Source organism: Kluyvera sp. Awk 3, from assembly GCF_028069715.1.
Taxonomy (GTDB): Bacteria; Pseudomonadota; Gammaproteobacteria; order Enterobacterales; family Enterobacteriaceae; genus Kluyvera; species Kluyvera georgiana_A.
Genome location: NZ_JANEWH010000044.1, coordinates 1 through 20896, shown reverse-complemented (window position 1 = coordinate 20896; position 20896 = coordinate 1). Strand labels below are relative to the sequence as shown.

Sequence of the window (20896 nt, the reverse complement as noted above, 5' to 3'; positions counted from 1 at the left end):
AGAAGGACCAGGCAATGGCAAACCATACCCGTGCGGGTGAACCCGCACAGCAGAGTGATTTGATCAACGTCGCTCAACTGACGGCCCAGTACTACGTGCTGCAGCCGGATGTGAGCAATGCGGAACATGCGGTGAAATTCGGGACCTCCGGTCACCGCGGTAGCGCAGGTCGTCACAGCTTCAATGAAAAGCATATTTTGGCCATTGCTCAGGCGATTGCTGAAGAGCGCGCGAAAAATGGAATTTCGGGCCCATGCTACGTCGGAAAAGATACGCACGCGCTTTCTGAGCCTGCGTTCATCTCCGTACTTGAAGTGTTAGCGGCGAATGGTGTTGATGTGATTGTGCAGGAAAACAATGGTTTCACGCCGACACCGGCGGTTTCCAACGCTATCCTGGTGCACAACAAGAAAGGCGGCCCGCTGGCCGATGGCATTGTCATTACGCCGTCCCACAACCCGCCGGAAGACGGTGGTATCAAGTACAACCCGCCAAACGGTGGCCCGGCTGATACCAACGTCACCAAAGTGGTTGAAGACCGCGCTAACGCGCTGTTGGCCGCCGATCTGAACGGCGTGAAGCGCATCTCTTACGATGCGGCGCTGGCCTCGGGTCATGTGAAGGAAGTCGATCTGGTGCAGCCGTTCATTGAAGGGCTGGCGGATATCGTCGATATGGCGGCGATCCAGAAAGCCGGTCTGACGCTGGGCGTTGATCCGCTGGGCGGTTCCGGTATCGAATACTGGAAACGTATCGCGAAGCACTACAACCTGAACCTGACTATCGTTAACGATCACGTTGACCAGACTTTCCGCTTCATGCACCTCGATAAAGATGGCGCAATCCGTATGGACTGCTCTTCCGAGTGCGCGATGGCGGGCCTGCTGGCGCTGCGTGATAAGTTCGACCTGGCATTTGCCAACGATCCTGACTACGACCGTCACGGTATTGTTACCCCGGCCGGGCTGATGAACCCGAACCACTACCTGGCGGTGGCGATCAACTACCTGTTCCAGCATCGTCCGCAGTGGGGCAAAGACGTTGCCGTGGGTAAAACCCTGGTCTCTTCCGCAATGATTGACCGCGTGGTGAACGACCTGGGCCGTAAGCTGGTTGAAGTGCCGGTGGGCTTTAAATGGTTTGTTGATGGCCTGTTCGACGGTAGTTTTGGCTTCGGCGGCGAAGAGAGCGCGGGCGCTTCCTTCCTGCGCTTCGATGGTACGCCGTGGTCAACCGATAAAGACGGGATCATCATGTGCCTGCTGGCGGCAGAAATCACCGCCGTCACCGGTAAGAATCCGCAGGAACACTACAACGACCTGGCAGCACGTTTCGGCGCGCCAAGCTATAACCGTCTGCAGGCGAGCGCGACTTCCGCACAGAAAGCGGCGCTGTCTAAGCTCTCTCCTGAGATGGTCAGCGCCAGCACTCTGGCCGGTGATCCGATTACCGCACGCCTGACCGCTGCACCGGGTAACGGCGCATCTATCGGTGGTCTGAAAGTGATGACCGATAACGGCTGGTTTGCGGCGCGTCCGTCCGGTACGGAAGATGCGTACAAGATTTACTGCGAAAGCTTCCTTGGCGCTGAGCATCGTCAGCAGATTGAGAAAGAAGCGGTAGAGATTGTTAGCGAAGTGCTGAAAAACGCCTGATTGCATGGGTAAGAAAAAGGGAGCCGAATGGCTCCCTTTTTTATTGCCTCATTGGTATTAACCGTGTTTATTCTTCAACTCAAAACGCGGTGACACCAGCCCGTACAGCGTCCAGCCGAGGAACGTCACGATGGAACCGTACAGCATCGCTTCTTCACCGGAAGAGTAGAGCGCATAGAAGCTATACATTGCCCCAACGAATGCCACGAAGTTAGCGATGCGCGCTTTGTTCATCGGCACGTTAGCCATACGCTGGATAATAACCAGCGCTGCCATCGACAGGATGTACGGAATAATGTTGGTGACGACCGCCAGGTTTACCAGCACGTTGAACTGATTATTCAGCGACGGGCTGATGGTCATCAGCGACAGCCCGGACTGAATGACCACGATGACCAGCATCCCCTTAACCGGCGCATCCGCCTTGCTAACCTGAGAGAATACTTTCGGGAAGTAGCCTTCGTCAGCCGAGGATTTGAATACCTGGGCGATAGTGAACTGCCAGCCGAGCAGTGAACCGCAGCAGGACATGACCATCAGCGCCATGATCACTTTACCGACTTCCGGCGTGAACATTTGCGCGAAGGCCAGGCCGAACGGGGCGGTTGAGTTAGCCAGGTCCATATTTGGCACAATCCCGGCAATCACGTTGGTGGAGACAATGTAAATCACCGCCGCCCCCAGCGTCCCGCCGAGCACGGCGATCGGCACGTTACGTTCCGGGTTTTCCACCACTTCAGCGTTGGCGCAGGCAGATTCCAGACCGAGGAAGGCCCACAGCGTCATGGCGATGGATGAACCGACCGCGCTAAAGAACGGCACGTGATGCGGGTTCCAGGACTCGACGTACATTGTCGGGCTGAACCAGAACCAGCCAATCACGCACAGACCCACCACCGGGATAATGACGCCCCATACCGTGATGCTGCTGATCTGTCCGGTAATGCGCGCGCCGCCGAAGTTGGCAACAGTACAGATCCACAGCACGCCGATGGTGGCGAGCCCAATTTGCACTGGGCTCAGTGCGGCACCGAAAAGCTCGGTGCCATAACCCACCGCCGAAATCGCGATCGCGACGTTGGCAATCAGCAGCGATACCCCATAGGTATAGTTGGCCATAAAGTTGCCCGACTTACCAAAGGCATACTCCGCATAGCCGCCCATGCCGCCGGATTTTTTACTGAACATCCCGCATTTAGCGAAGGCCCAGGCCAGCGCCATCGAACCGACGGCGGTGACCAGCCAGGAGATAATGGAAATGGTGCCGACTTCAGCGAGCTTGGTGGGCAGCATGATGATACCGGAGCCCATCATGTTCACCATCGTCAGGATGGTGAGCTGAACAACACCCATTTTATTGTTGGCTTTGCTCATAATTTCTCCCCTTTCAGCATCGCTGGCAGCGGCTGCTGAGGTTTAATCACGTTGCACCACACTTCTTTGCGACCGTTGTGTTCCTGGATGTAAACCCCTTGCAGTTCTGGCGCAAATCCCGGCAGCAGGTTGATGCCTTCTTCCAGCGCTTTGAAGTAGCGCAGAACGGAATCCCCCCAGATTTCACCCGGGACAACGCACAGCACGCCAGGAGGATACGGCAGGGCGCCTTCGGCGGCGATTTTGCCTTCCGCCATCGACAGCGGCACCAGATCGACCTCGCCGCGGATGTAGGCAAAGTTCGCTTCCTGCGGGTTCATGCTGACGCGCGGGAAGTGCGATTTGCGGAACATCTCTTTTTGCAGCTGTTTCACGTTATGGCGGGCATAAAGGTTGTGCATTTCCTGGCACAACTGGCGAAGGGTGTAACCGGCGTAACGATCTTCATGCTGACCGTAGAGCGACGGCAGCACCTCTTGCAGCGGCGCGTCAGATTCCAGCAGCGTTTCGAAGCGCACCAGCAGCGCAACCAGCTGTTGCAGCTTGGCCATATCTTCCGCTGGCGTCAGCAGGAACAGGATTGAGTTGAGGTCGCATTTTTCCGGCACCACGCCGTGTTCACGCAGGTAGTTGGCCAGAATGGTGGCTGGCACGCCAAAGGTGTCGTACTCGCCGTTAGCGTCAATGCCTGGGGTGGTCAGCAGCAGTTTGCACGGGTCAACGAAGTACTGATGCTCTGCGTAGCCTTCGAAGCCGTGCCAGCGTTCGCCCGGGACGAAGTGGAAGAAGCGCAGGTCGTTGGCAATCTGCTCGGTCGGCCAGGATTGCCACGGTTTACCGTCAATCTCGGCGGGAACAAACGGACGAATATGGTGGCAGTTATCCAGAATCAGCTTACGCGCTTCAATGCCGTTCGAGACGCAGTCCATCCACATATTGCGGCCCGCCTGTCCTTCGTGCATCCGCGCGTTGACGTCCAGCGCGGCAAACAGCGGGTAGAACGGGCTGGTGGACGCGTGCATCATAAAGGCGTTGTTGAGACGCTTATGCGGCACATAGCGCTGTTGGCCTTTGATATGACTATCTTTTTTATGGATCTGCGAAGTCTGGGAGAAACCGGCCTGCTGTTTGTGCACCGACTGAGTCACCAGAATCCCCGGATCGTTTTCATTCAGTTCCAGCAGCAGCGGCGAGCAGTCGGCCATCATCGGAATGAACTGTTCGTAGCCTACCCACGCGGAGTCAAACAGGATGTAGTCGCACAGGTGACCGATTTTATCCACCACCTGACGGGCGTTATAGATAGTGCCATCGTAGGTGCCAAGCTGGATGACCGCCAGACGGAACGGGCGTTCGTTACGTGCGCGGTTTGGCGCCACTTCTGCCACCAGTTCACGCAGATAGCCTTCTTCAAAGCAGTGGGCGTCGATACCGCCGATAAAGCCATACGGGTTACGTGCGGTTTCCAGGTAGACCGGTGTGGCTCCAGCCTGCAACAGCGCGCCGTGGTGGTTGGATTTGTGGTTGTTACGGTCAAACAGCACTAAATCCCCCGGAGTCAGCAGCGCGTTGAGCACCACTTTGTTAGAGGAGGAGGTGCCGTTGAGCACGAAGTAGGTTTTGTCGGCGTTAAACACCTTCGCCGCGTGCTGCTGAGCGATGCACGGCGCGCCTTCGTGGATTAACAGGTCACCCATTGCCACGTCGGCGTTGCACAGGTCGGAACGGAAAAGCGTTTCGCCAAAGTACTCGACAAACTGATTCCCTGCTGGATGACGGCGGAAGAATTCGCCGCCCTGATGCCCCGGGCAATCAAAGGCACTGTTGCCCTGGGCGACATAATCCACTAACGCACTGAAGAACGGCGGGCGCAGATTGACTTCGTACTTGTGGGCGGCGGCCTCTAACTGGCGGCCATAGAAATCGTTGCGGGTTTCATCGTGCTCGAATACCCCTTGAATGCGGGCAAGATATTCAGCCGGAACGATTTGATCTTTATTAATAGCAATAAATACCGGCAGGTTATAACCCGTCGCATCTATTTCGTCGAGTTTACCGCACTCAACGTCTTCAATAGATAATACGGCAGCCGCGACATCAATAAAGTGGGTGTCGCAGGTATTGATAATACTACGCTGGGTAGTAAAGCAGTCAGGGCATGAACGACTTACGGCAATTTTTAATTCAGACATTTTTCGACTCTTTATTTTAGGTAATAGCAGTCCCTCAATTTCTCAATGGAGAAATTGATATCGCCGGAAAAAAAGCAATAAGATCTCGCTGACAATAAAATCAGAACATTGCTTTTTTCAGAATGTAGCAAACCCAACTCGGTCCGGTGGCCGGCAGATACAGGTTTGTCATGGCGAGCGCAGGCAGCAGGCTAGAAGCCTGAATTAGCAAGGAATAACTGCGAGGCGCCCGAAGTCGGGAGACTTATCGGGCGTTAAAGAAGTGAAAGTCGAAACTATTACGGTGGGCAAACATCATAATATGTGTTGTCCGCCGTATGTGGGGCATCAATCGGTTATTGTTTTCCATTTCGTATACCTCAGATGAATATCCTAAAGCGCAGCCATTTTATCTCCGGGTGGGCTTAAAACTGTGAGGGTGATCAACAATAAGAGATCATTTATAAAATTATTCATTATTGATGAGCTACGGGCCAGGATAAAATGCTGGATTGTTTAAGTAATGTAAATAAATTGTGTTAATTATATATTTGAAAGGGTTTTAAAACCGTATTTTAATATTTTCAGATTGAGTTATTTCTGATTAAAAATAAAATTTGGCTATGTTGTAAATATGAATAACTATTCACAACATGAAACGATAGCCAATTCCGGTTTCAGTTAATAAATGCTGAGGACGCGCGGGATCTATTTCCAGTTTCTGGCGAAGATGCCCCATATAAATGCGCAAATAGTGACTATGTTCTACGGCATTGGGTCCCCATACCTGGCTGAGCAGTTGGCGTTGGGTGAGCACTTTACCGGCATTATTGAGCAGTACCGCCAGCAGACGGAATTCAATCGGGGTGAGATGGATTTCTGCACTGCCACGGGTAATTCGCCGTGAGGCGAGGTCAACGGTGATATCAGCAAAGGAGACGACGGGTTCATTGGGCTGGGCACCGGCATGGCGACGTAGCGCGACGCGTAAGCGCGCCTGAAGCTCGCCGATGCCAAATGGTTTACTCAGATAATCGTCGGCGCCTGCATCCAGCGCCGCTATCTTGTCACTCTCTTCACTGCGCGCCGACAGCACAATAATCGGCACCGGGCTCCACTGGCGGATATCGCGAATAAAATCGAGGCCATCACCGTCCGGCAGGCCGAGATCGAGGATCACCAGGTCTGGTTTGCGCGTCGCCGCTTCCAGTAACCCGCGCTGGAGGGTTTCGGCATCAAAAACGCGCAGGTCTTCGGCTTCCAGCGCGGTACGCAGAAAACGGCGAATGGCGTGTTCGTCTTCAACAATCAAAACGCTGGTCACAGCTCTTCGTATCCCTCTTCAAGTTCAGGCGGTTGTTCCAGTGGCAGTGTAACACGAAAACAGGCGCCGCCTTCCGGGCGGTTACTGACAGACAGCGTCCCGCCATGAATCTCAACGATGGCCTGACAAATGGCCAGACCTAGCCCCACGCCGGGAATGGCCGACTCTTTGTGGCCACGGGCGAATTTGGCAAAAATATGCTGTTCCTGGCCGCCTGGAATCCCCGGCCCACTGTCCCAAACGTCCAACAGCAGGCGGTTGTTTTCCGTTGCCGAGCGAATACCGATTTGCGCCTCGCTGCCCGCGTACTTCACGGCGTTCTCCAGCAGGTTGTTGAGCACTCGCTCAAACAGCGGGCCGTCGAGGTGCACCAGCATCAGCGGGTCGGGCAGGGTAAGAAGGATTTTCCTCCCGCCAAGCGTGGGTTCCAGCGTACGCAGTGCGCTGCCCACGACCTCTTCGAGCGTCAGCCACTCCTTATTGAGATTAAAGCCACCGGACTGAATTCGCGCCATATCCAGCAGATTGTTTACCAGACGCGTAGTGTTAAGCACGTGCTGGCGAATTTCGTTCGCCTGCGGCGCGTAGGGCGAACCGCTGCTGGCGAGATCGAGCGTCAGAATTTCGGCCTGGCCAAACAGCACGGTCAACGGTGTGCGCAGGTCGTGCGACAGCGCGGCGAGCAGCGAGTTACGCAGGCTTTCGCGTTCGCTGATAAGCCTTGATTGCTCTTCGCTGGCCGTCAATGCCAGCCGCTCCAGCGCGCTGGAGACCAGCAGGGTAAAGGTTTCCAGCAGTCGCTGTTGTTCCGGCACCATCAGCTGACGCAGATTATTGGGCTCGACGACGACCAGTCCGTGGGTTTTATCCGCGCTGCGTAGCGGCAGAATCAGATAGGGGACGCCGGGGAGCGTGTCGGTTCCCGCTCCGGCGGGTAGCCCTTTGTCAAAGCTCCAGTGGGCGATGGCTTCATCCCACGGCGTCATACCTTCCTGATGATTCAGCGCCGCCAGCTTCCCGTTTTCGTCCGGCAGTAGCACCTGGCTGCGGGCGTGGAAGGTCGAGCGAATATATTGCTCGCAGGTGAGGGCGATATCCCGGGCGTTGCGACCCACCGCGAGTGTTTTCGACATTTCATACAGGTGCCGTGTTCGTTGCTCGCGATAGCGGGCCACACGCGCCTGATAGCGCACGCCAGCGGTCAGATTACCGATGACCAGACCGACGGTGAGCATCACGCCGAAGGTGAGCAGGTACTGGACATCGGAGACGGCCAGCGTGCCGCGTGGGGCGATAAAGAAGAGATCAAAACTGACCACGTTGATCACCGTCGCCAGTACCGAAGGCCAGCGGCCATAGAACAGCGCGACGATCACCACGCCCAGCAGATAGAGCATGACCAGGTTGGCGGCGTCAAATGTCATGAGCCACTGAGCGGCCACCAACGTTATGGCGGCGCACAGCCCAAGCGCCACCAGGCAGCCACGGATCTGGACGCGCCATTTGTCGATAAACGGGCGGCGGTCGCTTGAGCGCTCGGGCAGCGGCAGGGGCGTCTCATCTACGCCTATCACCAGCAGGTCCAGCTCCGGCGCGTGGCGAGTCAACCGGTCGCCGAAGCGCTCGCCGCGCCACCAGCGACGCTTCTGCTGACGGCCAATGACAATTTTGCCCAGATTGTGTTCACGCGCATAGCGGATCACCGCCGCTTCCTCGGACGGCTCCGACAACGTCGCGGTCTCTGCGCCCAGCTCCTGCGCCAGGCGCAGTGCGTTAAGGATAGCGCGGCGTTGCGGTTCGGGCAGACGGTGCAGCGTAGGGGTTTCAACGTAAACGGCGTGCCAGACGCTGCCCAGCCGGGCGGCCAGACGCGCGGCGGTGCGCACCAGCTTTTCGCTGCCGGCATGATGGCCAATACACAGCAGGATCGCGTCCTGGGTATGCCACACTTTTTCCTGCCCCTGACCGTCGCGCCAGGCGCGCATTTGATCGTCCACCCGCTCGGCGGTACGACGTAGAGCCAGTTCGCGCAGGGCGATCAGGTTACCTTTACGAAAGAAATTCTCGATCGCGCGTTCAGCCTGGCCGGCCAGATAAACTTTGCCTTCGTTCAGGCGCTGACGGAGGTCGTCCGGCGGCAGATCCACCAGCACCACCTCATCCGCGGCGTCAAAAAAAGGATCGGGCACGGTTTCCCGCACCTGAATACCGGTGACGCCGCTGACGACATCGTTCAGGCTCTCCAGATGCTGCACGTTAACGGTGGTGAAGACGTCGATGCCCGCTTCCAGCAGCTCATCGATGTCCTGCCAGCGTTTGGGATGGCGGGAGCCGGGCGCGTTGCTGTGGGCCAGCTCATCCATTAACACCAGCGCCGGACGGCGGGCGAGGGCGGCATCCAGGTCGAATTCCATCACATAGCGACCGCGGTAGGCGGTGCGCTTTGGCGGCAAAATGCTCAGGCCATTCAGCATCGCGGCGGTCTCTTTGCGGCCATGGGTTTCTACCACGCCCGCCAGCACGTCCAACCCCTGCGTACGCAGCCGCTGCGCCTCTGCCAGCATCGCCCAGGTTTTACCTACCCCGGCGCAGGCGCCGAAGAATATCTTCAGCTTTCCGCGGTGCGCGTCGGCGGTTTGTTCCAGCAGGCGATCCGGGTTCGGACGCAGCGGCTCGTTGGTCATCATCAATTATCCTTGTGGGCATCCAGCGCCATATTCAGCTCAATAATATTTACCACAGCTTGGCCGAGAAAGCCGAGTAGCGGCGTATGGGTTGCCGCCTGTACCTGTTGCGTTAACCATTGCGGCGAGAGCCCGCGCGCTTTGGCGATACGCGGCACCTGCCACAGTGCGGCGGCAGGGGACAGGTTGGCATCCAGACCGCTGGCGGACGCGGTCACCAGTTCAACCGGTACCGTGCGGCTGGCGTCCGGGTTAGCGGCGCGCAGCGCGGCAATACGGTCCGTAAACAGTTTATCCAGCGCCGGGTTGCTGCCCGCCAGGTTGCTGCCGCCGGAGGCCATCGGGTTATCCGGCGCGTCAGCGGTGGCGGATGGACGCCCCTGGAAATAGCCGGGATCGCTAAAGTTCTGGCCGATAAGCTGCGATCCACGAATCTCATGGTTTTCAAAAATCAGCGAACCGTTCGCCTGAGTATGGAACAACCACTGCCCTAACGCGGTGGTCAGCAACGGATAGACGCCGCCGGTAATCACCGCCAGGAATAGAAAAATGACAATGGCAGGACGTAATGCAGACATGGTTATTTCCTCACACCAGACCCAGCAGGGTTAACAGTAAATCAATCACTTTAATACCGATAAACGGCACCACCAGCCCGCCCGCGCCGTAAATCCACAGGTTGCGGCGCAGCATCGCCGATGCCGACAGCGGGCGGTAGCTCACGCCTTTCAGCGCCAGCGGCAGCAGGAAGACGATGATAAGCGCGTTAAAAATCACCGCGCTGAGAATGGCCGAGTTCGGTGAGTGCAGGTGCATAATGTTGAGCACGCCCAACTGCGGCCAGGTGGCGGCAAAGGCTGCCGGGATAATGGCGAAATATTTCGCCACGTCGTTAGCGATGCTGAACGTGGTCAGCGAGCCGCGCGTCATCAGCATCTGTTTACCGATATGCACCACCTCAATCAGCTTGGTCGGGTTAGAGTCCAGATCCACCATGTTGCCGGCTTCCTTCGCCGCCTGCGTACCTGAGTTCATCGCGACCGCCACGTCGGCCTGTGCCAGCGCGGGAGCGTCGTTGGTACCGTCGCCGGTCATCGCCACCATCCGGCCTTCGGACTGATACTGACGAATCAACGCCAGTTTGGCTTCCGGCGTGGCTTCGGCGAGGAAGTCATCAACGCCCGCTTCCGCAGCAATGGCGGCGGCGGTCAGCCGGTTGTCGCCGGTGATCATCACCGTTTTAATGCCCATTTTGCGTAACTGGGCAAAGCGCTCTTTAATGCCGCCTTTGACGATGTCTTTCAGCGCGATGACGCCGAGCACCCGTGCGCCTTCGGCCACCACCAGCGGCGTGGCGCCCAGACTGGCAACACTTTCGACCTTCTGCTCGACATCCAGCGGGAAGTGACCGCCGTTGCTCTCAATATGGCGGCGAATAGCATCGACCGAACCTTTACGGATCATGCGGTTATCAATATTGATGCCGCTCATTCGGCTTTGGGCGGTAAACGGCACGAAGGTGGCGTGTAGCGCCTGGACATCACGTTCGCGCAGATTGAAGCGCTGTTTTGCCAGTACCACGATGCTGCGGCCTTCCGGCGTTTCATCAGCAAGCGACGAGAGCTGCGCGGCATCGGCCAGCGTTTTCTCATCCACGCCCTGAGCCGGCAGGAACTGCGAGGCCTGACGGTTCCCCAGGGTAATGGTGCCGGTCTTATCCAGCAGCAGTACGTCAACATCGCCTGCCGCTTCTACCGCGCGGCCGCTGGTGGCAATCACGTTTGCGCCGAGCATGCGGCTCATCCCCGCCACGCCGATGGCCGACAGCAGGCCGCCGATGGTGGTGGGAATCAGGCACACCAGCAGGGCGACCAGCACGGTGACGCTAATGGGCGCGCCGCTCCAGGCGGAAAACGGCCAGATGGTCGCAGTTGCCAGCAAGAAGACAATGGTCAGCGCCACCAGCAGAATCGTTAGCGCGATTTCATTTGGCGTTTTACGTCGCTGGGCGCCTTCGACCATGGCGATCATCCGGTCGAGGAAGGTCTCACCCGGGTTAACGCTACAGCGCACTACCAGCCAGTCGGAGAGAATACGCGTCCCGCCGGTTACTGAGGCGAAGTCGCCGCCGGATTCACGAATGACCGGGGCGGATTCCCCGGTAATGGCGCTTTCATCGACCGATGCGCCCCCCTCAATCACTTCACCATCGCAGGGGATAATGTCACCGGCTTCCACCAACACCACGTCGCCTTTGCGCAGGTCATCGGCCGGAATATGATCCATTTCCGCCCCGTAGCGGGCTTCGCGCAGTTTGCGGGCAAAAGCGGTTTTCTTTACCCCTTTCAGGCTGTTGGCCTGCGCCTTGCTGCGGCCCTCCGCCATGGCTTCGGCAAAGTTGGCGAACAGCACGGTAAACCACAGCCACAGCGCGATAGCGCTGCTGAAACCCACGTTGCCCGGCAGAGCGCCCACGGCCATGGCAATGGCCAGCGCGCTGGTCAGCACGCTACCAATCCAGACGATAAACATCACCGGATTGCGCCACTGGACGGTAGGGCTGAGTTTCTTCACGGCGTCGATCAGCGCCTGGCGAACCAGCGACGGTTCAAACAGGCCCAGTTGTTTACGACTCATAACCAATAGCTCCGCATCACTCAAAACAGGGAAAGATGTTCCGCCACCGGGCCAATCGCCAGGGCGGGAATAAAGGTCAGGGCGCCAACCAGCAACACGGTGCCAATCAGCAGGCCAATAAACAGTGCATCGTGGGTGGCAAGCGTCCCCGGCGTCGCGGGCTGGATCTTTTTATTCACCAGTGAACCGGCAATCGCCATCACCGGGATGATGACGCCGAAGCGGCCAACGAACATGCACACCGCCAGCAGGCAGTTCCAGAACGGCGTATTGGCGCTCAGGCCGGCGAAGGCGCTACCGTTGTTGTTGGCGGCGGAAGAGACGGCATAGAGCACTTCGCTAAAACCGTGCGAGCCGGGGTTGGCCATTGCGCTACGGCCTGCGTCGGTCATCATCGCCAGCGCGGTACCCAGCAATACCAGCGTTGGGGTCACCAGAATCGCCAGCGCGGTCATTTTCATCTCCGGCACGTCGATTTTTTTGCCGAGATACTCCGGTGTGCGGCCAATCATCAGCCCGGCGATAAAGACCGCCAGCAGCACGAACAGCAGCATGCCGTAGAGGCCCGATCCGACGCCGCCGAAGACCACTTCGCCAATCTGCATCAGCCAAAGCGGGATCATGCCGCCCAGCGCGGTAAAGGAGTCATGCATGGCGTTCACCGCCCCGCAGGAGGCCGCCGTGGTCACCACCGCGTACAGGCTGCTGGCGAGGATGCCGAAGCGGCTCTCTTTCCCTTCCATGTTGATGCTGCTGTCTGCGCCAAAGGCCAGCAGATGCGGGTTACCGCGGGTTTCCGCCCACATCACCACCGCCACGCAGACCACGAAGATGATCGTCATGGCCCACAAAATTGCCCGGCCCTGACGGTTATCGCTCACCGCCTCGCCGAAGGCGAAGCACAGCGCCGCCGGGATCAGGAAGATCGCCAACATCTGCACGAAGTTGGTCAACGCCGTGGGGTTCTCAAACGGATGTGAGGAGTTGGCGTTAAAGAAACCGCCGCCGTTGGTGCCCAGCATTTTGATCGCTTCCTGCGAAGCGACTGGCCCCATTGGCAGGAGCTGATGCGCGCCTTCTATTGTGGTAAATGGCTGATAGGGCAGGATATTCTGCAATGCGCCTTGCTGAATAAAGAACAGGGCCAGTAGCAGAGAAATCGGTAGCAGCAGCCACAGGGTAATGCGGGTGATATCGACCCACGCATTGCCCAGCGTGCTGACGTTGTGACGAGCAAAAGCACGCACCAGCGCAAACAGCACGGCAATACCGGTGGCCGCGGAAAGGAAGTTCTGCACCGTCAGCCCAGCCATCTGGCTAAAGTAGCTCAGGGTTGTTTCGCCGCTGTAGGACTGCCAGTTGGTATTACTGACAAAGCTGACGGCGGTATTGAGCGCCAGATGCCAGGAGAGTCCCGGTAATTGCTGCGGGTTCAGCGGCAGATAGCCTTGCAGCATCAGCATCGCGAACAGGACGGCCAGGCCGCACAGGTTGAGCAGCAAAATAGCGATAGCATAACGTCTCCAGCTCATCTCCTGGCCGGAAATCCCGAGTACGCGCCACAGCCCGTTTTCCACACGCGCCAGACCCGGCAGCGGCACGTTGCCGATCATTGTCGCCAGCATTTTGCCGAGCGGGCGGGCGAGAATAAACAACACCAGCAGGAAGCTGGCAATGAGTAAAAATCCCTGAGCAGCCATCACAGCGCCTCCGCCTTCAAAAGGGCATAAACCAGATACGCCAGTAACAGGAATACCAGCACCACGCCAGCTATTACACCTGTAGTCACAATCCACCTCCGGATGGTTGAGTTATGCCGGTAAGCGTAGGATTTTGGGTGCAAAGATTTCGCAAAAATCAGCGGGCGGGGTGTAAAAAAAGTATAAAAATGGACAAGACCACAATTTAACTAATGATTGGTATTAATTTAACAATCGTGTAACTGAATTACGTTTTGAATGTAAATAAAGACAAAACGGCCTTAAATTAGTGGTCGGATGAGTAGTAAAATTACACAAAAAGCGGTACTCTTTTAGTCAGATTACTGAGCTTCATTTTCCGGCGTGCGTTGCCGGCCAACTTAGGGGAGAGAATATGGAACTGTATAAAAAATATCCTGCACACGTCATATTAATGCGCCGTACTTTCGCCGTGGTGGCGGGGATAGTCGCGCTGCCGGTGATGCTGTTCTGGAAAGACCGCGCCCGTTTTTATAGCTATCTGCACCGCGTCTGGTCGAAAACCAGTGAGAAACCGGTATGGATGGAACAAGCTGAAGAGGCCGCCTGCGACTTTTATTAATGTTGTGGCGTAAAAGAACGAGACAAACCGCTCCTGCTATAACGGGGGCGGTTTTTTTTCGCCTTGTGTTAACGGGCCAGCCGCGTGTGGTGAAATAATTGGTGTAATATGAATGTATTAGTTAAATATATTCAGGGTTTTTATGTCCACTCATCTGGTCTGGTTCCGCGCCGATTTACGCCTGCATGACAACCTCGCCCTTGCCGCTGCCTGCCGCGATCCGCGTGCGCAGGTGCTGGCGTTGTTTATCGCCACGCCTCAGCAGTGGGCTGCGCATGACATGGCTCCCCGTCAGGCGGCCTATATTGCCGCGCAGTTGAACGCGCTCCGCCAAGCGCTGGCGGAGAAAAATATCCCGCTGGTGTTTCATGAAGTGGCCGATTTTGCGGCCAGCGTCGAGGTGGTGCACGACGTTTGCCAGACTCATGGCGTAACGCATCTTTTTTACAACTATCAGTATGAATTTAACGAGCGCCAGCGTGATGCTGCCGTAGAGCGCCGGCTTACCGACACGGTTTGCCAGGGTTTTGATGACAGCGTGATCCTGGCGCCCGGTGCGGTCATGACCGGTAGCCAGGAAATGTATAAAGTGTTTACGCCGTATAAAAATGCCTGGCTGCGCCGCCTGCAGGCGCATATGCCGGAGTGCGTCCGCGCGCCGGAGCGACGCGATGCGCCCACGGTAACGGCAGAGGAAACGCTCAACTTTACCTATCCTCAGCAGCCGTTCGACGCGATGCTGTTTCCCGCCGATGAAAAGGCGGCCATTGCGCAGTTGCGCCATTTTTGCCAGCAGCAGGCGGCAGAGTACGAGACCCAACGCGATTTCCCGGCTATTGAGGGAACCAGCCGTTTGTCGGCCTGCCTCGCCGTCGGCGTGCTTTCGCCGCGCCAGTGTCTGCATCGCCTGTTGGCAGAACAGCCGGAGGCGCTTAACGGCGGCGCGGGGAGCGTCTGGCTGAATGAGCTTATCTGGCGCGAGTTTTACCGCCATCTGCTGACCTATTATCCTGCCTTATGCAAGCATCGGCCGTTTATCGCGTGGACCGATCGCGTGCGCTGGAACCCGGCGCAGAAAGCGCTGATTGCCTGGCAGAAAGGCGAGACCGGCTACCCGATTGTCGATGCGGCGATGCGCCAGCTTAATGAAACCGGGTGGATGCATAATCGCCTGAGAATGATCGTCGCCAGTTTCCTGGTGAAAGATCTGCTGATCGATTGGCGAGAGGGTGAGCGTTATTTTATGTCGCAGCTGGTGGATGGCTGTCTGGCCGCTAACAATGGCGGCTGGCAGTGGGCCGCGTCAACCGGTACGGACGCCGCGCCTTATTTTCGCATCTTCAATCCGACGACCCAGGGCGAGCGCTTTGATAAAAACGGTGAATTTATCCGCCGCTGGCTGCCGGAACTGGCGGCGGTACCCGAGAAGGCAATTCATCAACCGTGGGTATGGGCCGATAAACAGGGGAGAACGCTGGCGTATCCGAGACCGATAGTCGATCACGCGCAGGCGAGGGTGGCGACGTTGGCCGCTTATGAAGCAGCGAAAAAGAGCGAGGCCTGAACATTCAGGTCTCGTCAGAGCGGGTTAGACGTCAACCGCGAGGCGACGGCTACGCACTTTCACCGTGTGATATAACCAGATAACCAGCACCACGCCGACACAGGCCAGCGCGCCCCAGGTGATTTGGCTGAATACGTCGATATAAGCGTTAATCGAGTAGTCTGCCGCGCCCGCAGAATCGAACGATGCCTGCGAGGTCTGGTCGGCAATAATACCCGCCACATAGTTGGCTACCGCACCGGAAAGCAGCATGTAAATGCCGGTCAGTACGCCGGTCACGCCCGGGATCTGGATACGGGTGATTTGCGACATGGCGACCGGGTCGATAAACAGTTCAGCGAAGCCCATCACCGACAGCCCCAGCAGCATCAGCGGCATGGAGGAGTGGCCATAGGTGGCTGACCAGCGGGCGCTAAGGGTCAGAATACAGAACCCCGCGCTCATCAGGCCCAGACCCAGCGCGTATTTGCCCCAGATGCGCAGATCGCGGTTATTGGTGACCTGTTCTTTAATCAGCCACGCCAGCACCACGCCGCACAGCATGACCGCAAAGGCGTTGACCGACTGGAACATGGCGGTAGGCACTTCATAGCCGAGTACATCACGGTTTACAAAGCGGTCGATATACAGGCTGATTGAACTGCCGCCCTGCTGAGCAAAGGCCCAGAACAGCAGGCTGAAGAAGGTCAGTACCACGATCAGACGCAGGTCTTTACGCTGCTCGGCGGTTTCGGCGCGGCGATAAATTTTCGCCAGAACCGCAAGGCCAATCACCGATGCGGCGATCAGCGCATACACCGACCACTCCTGCCAGAACAGCACGGTGATGAACAGCGGCGCAACCACCAGCAGCACCAGCAGCCAGCCCCAGTTTGGCAGCAGGAAGTTGCGGGCGCACAGCACCTCTTTGTTTACCCCACGCGTGTGGGCAAAATGGCGGCGACCGCTAATGAAAATGACCAACCCGGCCAGCATGCCGACGGCTGCCAGCGTAAAGCCCATTGCCCAGCTATACTGCTCTTGCGCGAAGCCGCAGGCGATTGGCGCAATAATAGAGCCGACGTTGCCCGCCGCGTACATCAGCGAGAAGCCGCCGTCACGACGCGGATCGGTGGGTTCGTACAGTTCGCCCAGCAGGCAGCTGACGTTGGACTTAAATAGCCCATAGCCGCAGACGATAATCGCCAGCGACAGGTACAAGAACATCGGCGCGATTTCGCTGGCGCCAAGCACCATATGGCCGACGACCATCAGCAGTGCGCCGAGCATGACCGCCACCCGGTTGCCGAGCACTTTATCCGCCAGATAGCCGCCAAGGATGGGCGTAACGTACACCAGCGAACAATAGGCGCTGAATAATTCGTACGCGTGGGTATCGTTGTATTTCAACTGGTTGGTGAGATACAGGATCAGCAGCGCGCGCATGCCATAGAAACTGAAGTATTCCCAGATTTGCAGAGCGACGACGTAGTAAATCGCCTTAGGCTGCGATTGTGATTTATTCATTGCACATTTAACCTCGAAACCCGGCAACGGCATGCTGCGTAAGGCTTTGTTTCATTTATGTAATAATACGTAGAAAAGCGTATTATCTTTGTAATATGCGGTATGGTTGCATAAATATACATGAAGTCCATCACATAAAAACAGACATATCGTGTTATTTACGCATTTTTTTCGCGTAGTTAAGCGGTGTCCTGACAGAGGTAAGGAATTGTGTATCGACGTAGCCGCGCGAGGGCGCTATTTTATTCTGCTTAACAGCATCAATGGCTAAGGGAGCGACGATGAAAAATACCGAGCTAGAACAACTGATTAACGAGAAACTCAATAGCGCCGCCTTTAGCGATTACGCGCCTAACGGCCTGCAGGTTGAGGGGCGTGAAACGGTGCAGAAGATTATTACTGGCGTCACCGCCAGTCAGGCGCTGATTGATGAAGCCATTCGCCAGCAGGCAGATGCGGTGATTGTCCATCACGGCTATTTCTGGAAAGGGGAGTCGCCGGTCGTGCGCGGCATGAAGCGCAATCGCCTGAAGGCGCTGCTGACAAATGATATCAATCTTTACGGTTGGCACCTGCCGCTGGATGCGCATCCGGAGCTGGGTAACAACGTTCAGCTGGCGCAACTGCTGGGGATTAACGTCCAGGGGGAGATCGAATCGCTGGTGCCGTGGGGAGAGCTGTCGATGCCGGTGTCCGGTCTGGAACTGGCCTCATGGATCGAAGCGCGTCTGGGGCGTAAACCGCTGTGGAGCGGCGATACCGGGCCGGATAAAGTTTCTCGTGTGGCCTGGTGTACCGGCGGTGGTCAGGGCTTTATCGATAGCGCCGCGCGCTTTGGCGTCGACGCGTTTATTACTGGCGAAGTGTCGGAACAAACCATCCATTCAGCGCGTGAACAGGGGCTGCACTTCTATGCTGCGGGCCACCATGCCACCGAACGCGGCGGGATCCGTGCGCTGAGCGAATGGCTCAATGAAACCACCGATCTGGATGTTTCATTTGTGGATATCCCGAACCCGGCTTGATGTCGTGAGCGCGTTACGCTTCCTGAAATAGTGAAATAGCCGCTTGCGTCGACGCGGGCGGGGCGCACACGATATCAGCGTGTTGGTTTAGTAGAAGGAAATGGTCATGCCTGAAGGCCCAGAGATCCGTCGTGCGGCGGATAGCCTGGAAGCGGCAATAAAAGATAAAACGTTAACCGAGGTGTGGTTTGCGTTTCCCGAACTTGCGCCCTATGCAGCGGAGCTGGTGGGGCAGCATGTGACGCGGGTGGAAACGCGGGGTAAGGCGCTGCTGACACATTTTTCAGGCGGTCTGACGCTCTACAGCCATAATCAGCTGTACGGCGTATGGCGGGTGGTGAAGGCTGGCGAAATACCCAAGACCACGCGAGTGCTGCGCGTGAAGCTACAAACGGATGATAAAGCCATCCTGCTGTATAGCGCTTCCGATATTGAGATGCTGACGGCGGAAACGTTGAAAACGCATCCGTTTTTGCTGCGCGTCGGGCCAGACGTGCTGGATATGACGCTGACGCCGCAGGCGGTAAAAGCGCGGCTGCTGTCGGCACCGTTTCGCAACCGTCAGTTTTCAGGCCTGCTATTGGATCAGGCGTTTCTTGCCGGGCTGGGCAACTATCTGCGGGTTGAAATTCTCTGGCAGGTGGGGCTAACGGGTCACCACAAGGCGTCGCAGCTGACTGAACCGCAGCTTGACGCGCTGGCGCAGGCGCTGTTGGATATCCCCCGGCTCTCCTACAAAACCCGCGGCAAAGTGGATGATAACAAGCATCACGGCGCGTTGTTTCGCTTTAAGGTTTTTCATCGCGACGGTGAAGCCTGTGAGCGCTGCGGCGGGATCATTGAGAAAACCATGTTGTCGTCAAGGCCGTTTTATTGGTGCCCGGGGTGTCAGCGTTAAGTAGGCCGGATAAGGCGTAGCCGCCATCAGGCAATGTGCGCCGATATTGCCTGATGGCGCTTTGCTTATCAGGCCTACGGGAATAAAAAAAGCGCCCGCAGGCGCTTTTTTTGTGCAGACCATCGCTTACTTCTTGAGGTCTGATTTGAAGTCACGCTGCTCGTAGCCGGTGTACAGCTGACGCGGACGCGCGATTTTCATGCCGTCGGTGTGCATTTCGTTCCAGTGAGCAATCCAGCCGATAGTACGCGCCATCGCGAAGATAACGGTGAACATGGAGGACGGAATACCCATCGCTTTCAGGATGATACCGGAGTAGAAATCGACGTTCGGGTACAGTTTCTTCTCGATGAAGTACGGGTCGTTAAGCGCAATGTGCTCCAGCTCCATCGCCACTTCCAGCAGATCATCTTTGGTACCCAGCTCTTTCAGCACTTCGTGGCAGGTTTCGCGCATGACGGTCGCACGTGGATCGTAGTTTTTGTACACGCGGTGGCCGAAGCCCATCAGGCGGAAAGAGTCATTCTTGTCTTTCGCGCGACGCACGAATTCTGGAATGTGCTCAACGGAGCTGATCTCTTCCAGCATTTTCAGCGCGGCTTCGTTGGCGCCGCCGTGTGCCGGCCCCCACAGGGAAGCAATACCGGCCGCGATACAAGCAAACGGGTTGGCCCCGCTGGAGCCTGCGGTACGCACGGTAGAGGTGGAAGCGTTCTGCTCGTGGTCAGCGTGCAGTATCAGGATACGGTCCATCGCACGTTCCAGCACCGGGTTAACTTCGTAATCTTCACACGGCGTGGCGAACATCATACGCAGGAAGTTACCGGCATAGGACAGGTCGTTGCGCGGGTAGATAAACGGCTGGCCAATCGAATATTTGTAACACATGGCCGCCATGGTCGGCATTTTAGACAGCAGACGGAACGCGGCGATTTCACGATGACGCGGGTTATTCACGTCCAGAGAGTCGTGGTAGAACGCCGCCAGCGCGCCGGTAATCCCGCACATCACCGCCATCGGGTGAGAGTCGCGGCGGAACGCGTGGAACAGACGGGTGATCTGCTCGTGAATCATGGTGTGGCGAGTGACGGTAGTGGTGAACTCGTCGAATTCGGCCTGGCTCGGTTTTTCGCCGTACAGCAGAATGTAGCAAACTTCAAGGTAATTAGATTCGGTGGCTAACTGATCGATCGGGAAGCCGCGATGCAGCAGGATCCCTTCGTCGCCATCAATAAAAGTAATCTTAGACTCGCAAGATGCGGTAGAGGTAAAACCAGGGTCAAAAGTAAAAATGCCTTTTGAACCGAGAGTACGGATATCAATAACATCCTGACCGAGCGTGCCTTTCAGCACATCAAGTTCAATAGCAGTATCACCGGATAGAGTGATTTTTGCCTTTGTATCAGCCATTTACGGTCTCCTTAGCGCCTTTTTGCTTAAGACTGCCGGATGCCGGATTTGCAATTCATAAAATATTTCGACGGTGCCAGTTTGTTATTTGGCTCACGGCTCTGCTGTAGAGATAAAGCAAGGGTACAGAGCAAGGGCGCTTGACGGTGCACGTCTAATCTACAGTGAAACAACAGCAAATCAGGGTCTTAGCAATCCAATGATTCAAACCTGAACAAACACTAATAACGTTACAGCCAGGCCAGGTCAACCCAATCACACTGTTACATAACTTATTATCAGGTGAAAGAGTGCCCCCATAACTTTTGAGCATTATATGCTTTTACAGGTGATGGTTGTAACAATAA

16 protein-coding genes are annotated in these 20896 nt (G+C 56.7%); 5 read left to right on the top strand and 11 right to left on the bottom strand.

Annotation, left to right across the window (positions count from 1 at the left end; all coding sequences use genetic code 11):
• Positions 1–14 precede the first annotated feature (14 nt).
• A complete protein-coding gene (gene pgm / locus NNN71_RS11285) occupies positions 15–1655 on the top strand; it encodes a phosphoglucomutase (alpha-D-glucose-1,6-bisphosphate-dependent) (RefSeq protein ID WP_271458515.1) in 1641 nt (546 codons plus the stop codon).
• Positions 1656–1712: 57 nt separating this feature from the next.
• On the opposite strand, the gene potE is transcribed toward pgm, so the two are convergent.
• The 9 genes from potE to kdpF form a co-directional block, all read right to left on the bottom strand.
• Positions 1713–3029 (bottom strand): putrescine-ornithine antiporter, encoded by a 1317-nt coding sequence (potE, locus tag NNN71_RS11280; protein WP_163449167.1) that lies wholly within the window; start codon positions 3027–3029, stop codon positions 1713–1715.
• Positions 3026–5221 carry an ornithine decarboxylase SpeF gene (gene speF / locus NNN71_RS11275; RefSeq protein ID WP_271458514.1) on the bottom strand — a complete coding sequence of 732 codons (2196 nt, stop codon included), beginning with the start codon at positions 5219–5221 and terminating at the stop codon, positions 3026–3028. The genes potE and speF overlap by 4 nt, the downstream gene beginning before the upstream one ends.
• Before the next feature lie 244 nt (positions 5222–5465).
• Positions 5466–5570: a leader peptide SpeFL gene (gene speFL / locus NNN71_RS11270; RefSeq protein WP_106875989.1), complete on the bottom strand. Its 105-nt coding sequence runs from the start codon at positions 5568–5570 to the stop codon at positions 5466–5468.
• A gap of 276 nt (positions 5571–5846) precedes the next feature.
• Positions 5847–6524 carry a two-component system response regulator KdpE gene (kdpE, locus tag NNN71_RS11265; RefSeq protein WP_167576393.1) on the bottom strand — a complete coding sequence of 226 codons (678 nt, stop codon included), beginning with the start codon at positions 6522–6524 and terminating at the stop codon, positions 5847–5849.
• Positions 6521–9208, bottom strand: a complete 2688-nt coding sequence (gene kdpD / locus NNN71_RS11260; protein ID WP_271458522.1) for a two-component system sensor histidine kinase KdpD — start codon at positions 9206–9208, stop codon at positions 6521–6523. Before kdpD ends, kdpE begins: the two co-directional genes overlap by 4 nt.
• A gap of 2 nt (positions 9209–9210) precedes the next feature.
• Positions 9211–9786, bottom strand: a complete 576-nt coding sequence (gene kdpC, locus NNN71_RS11255) for a potassium-transporting ATPase subunit KdpC (protein ID WP_271458513.1) — start codon at positions 9784–9786, stop codon at positions 9211–9213.
• Positions 9787–9796: 10 nt separating this feature from the next.
• Entirely contained in the window at positions 9797–11845 is a 2049-nt protein-coding gene (gene kdpB, locus NNN71_RS11250) for a potassium-transporting ATPase subunit KdpB (protein ID WP_163449171.1), read from the bottom strand.
• A 20-nt stretch (positions 11846–11865) separates the two neighbouring features.
• Positions 11866–13545, bottom strand: coding sequence for a potassium-transporting ATPase subunit KdpA (gene kdpA, locus NNN71_RS11245; RefSeq protein ID WP_271458512.1), 1680 nt, complete (start codon positions 13543–13545; stop codon positions 11866–11868).
• Positions 13545–13634 carry a K(+)-transporting ATPase subunit F gene (kdpF, locus tag NNN71_RS11240; RefSeq protein WP_077625464.1) on the bottom strand — a complete coding sequence of 30 codons (90 nt, stop codon included), beginning with the start codon at positions 13632–13634 and terminating at the stop codon, positions 13545–13547. The genes kdpA and kdpF overlap by 1 nt, the downstream gene beginning before the upstream one ends.
• A 305-nt stretch (positions 13635–13939) precedes the next feature.
• On the opposite strand from kdpF, the gene NNN71_RS11235 reads away from it, so the two are divergent.
• Positions 13940–14146, top strand: a complete 207-nt coding sequence (locus tag NNN71_RS11235; RefSeq protein WP_163449173.1) for a YbfA family protein — start codon at positions 13940–13942, stop codon at positions 14144–14146.
• Positions 14147–14288: 142 nt separating this feature from the next.
• On the top strand, positions 14289–15710 hold the full coding sequence (phrB, locus tag NNN71_RS11230; RefSeq protein ID WP_249022151.1) for a deoxyribodipyrimidine photo-lyase: 1422 nt from the start codon (positions 14289–14291) through the stop codon (positions 15708–15710).
• 24 nt (positions 15711–15734) lie between these two features.
• Here phrB and dtpD read toward each other — a convergent pair whose 3' ends face one another.
• The gene (gene dtpD, locus NNN71_RS11225; protein ID WP_223802181.1) at positions 15735–17216 is read right to left on the bottom strand and encodes a dipeptide permease DtpD; all 1482 of its coding nucleotides are present in this window, start codon (positions 17214–17216) and stop codon (positions 15735–15737) included.
• A 281-nt stretch (positions 17217–17497) separates the two neighbouring features.
• Here dtpD and NNN71_RS11220 point away from each other — a divergent pair, with 281 nt between their 5' ends.
• Complete coding sequence (locus NNN71_RS11220) at positions 17498–18241, top strand: type 2 GTP cyclohydrolase I (RefSeq protein WP_163449176.1); 744 nt, start codon at positions 17498–17500, stop codon at positions 18239–18241.
• Positions 18242–18347: 106 nt separating this feature from the next.
• Complete coding sequence (gene nei, locus NNN71_RS11215; RefSeq protein ID WP_271458511.1) at positions 18348–19139, top strand: endonuclease VIII; 792 nt, start codon at positions 18348–18350, stop codon at positions 19137–19139.
• Positions 19140–19265: 126 nt separating this feature from the next.
• On the opposite strand, the gene gltA is transcribed toward nei, so the two are convergent.
• Complete coding sequence (gltA, locus tag NNN71_RS11210) at positions 19266–20549, bottom strand: citrate synthase (RefSeq protein WP_064548326.1); 1284 nt, start codon at positions 20547–20549, stop codon at positions 19266–19268.
• Positions 20550–20896 lie beyond the last annotated feature (347 nt).

Bases quoted from the DNA above. Each gene is read 5' to 3' on its own strand.
- pgm (WP_271458515.1), top strand. From the start codon at position 15: ATGGCAAACCATACCCGTGCGGGTGAACCCGCACAGCAGAGTGATTTG.
- potE (WP_163449167.1), bottom strand. From the start codon at position 3,029: ATGAGCAAAGCCAACAATAAAATGGGTGTTGTTCAGCTCACCATCCTG.
- speF (WP_271458514.1), bottom strand. From the start codon at position 5,221: ATGTCTGAATTAAAAATTGCCGTAAGTCGTTCATGCCCTGACTGCTTT.
- speFL (WP_106875989.1), bottom strand. From the start codon at position 5,570: ATGGAAAACAATAACCGATTGATGCCCCACATACGGCGGACAACACAT.
- kdpD (WP_271458522.1), bottom strand. From the start codon at position 9,208: ATGACCAACGAGCCGCTGCGTCCGAACCCGGATCGCCTGCTGGAACAA.
- kdpC (WP_271458513.1), bottom strand. From the start codon at position 9,786: ATGTCTGCATTACGTCCTGCCATTGTCATTTTTCTATTCCTGGCGGTG.
- kdpB (WP_163449171.1), bottom strand. From the start codon at position 11,845: ATGAGTCGTAAACAACTGGGCCTGTTTGAACCGTCGCTGGTTCGCCAG.
- kdpA (WP_271458512.1), bottom strand. From the start codon at position 13,545: ATGGCTGCTCAGGGATTTTTACTCATTGCCAGCTTCCTGCTGGTGTTG.
- NNN71_RS11235 (WP_163449173.1), top strand. From the start codon at position 13,940: ATGGAACTGTATAAAAAATATCCTGCACACGTCATATTAATGCGCCGT.
- phrB (WP_249022151.1), top strand. From the start codon at position 14,289: ATGTCCACTCATCTGGTCTGGTTCCGCGCCGATTTACGCCTGCATGAC.
- dtpD (WP_223802181.1), bottom strand. From the start codon at position 17,216: ATGAATAAATCACAATCGCAGCCTAAGGCGATTTACTACGTCGTCGCT.
- NNN71_RS11220 (WP_163449176.1), top strand. From the start codon at position 17,498: ATGAAAAATACCGAGCTAGAACAACTGATTAACGAGAAACTCAATAGC.
- nei (WP_271458511.1), top strand. From the start codon at position 18,348: ATGCCTGAAGGCCCAGAGATCCGTCGTGCGGCGGATAGCCTGGAAGCG.
- gltA (WP_064548326.1), bottom strand. From the start codon at position 20,549: ATGGCTGATACAAAGGCAAAAATCACTCTATCCGGTGATACTGCTATT.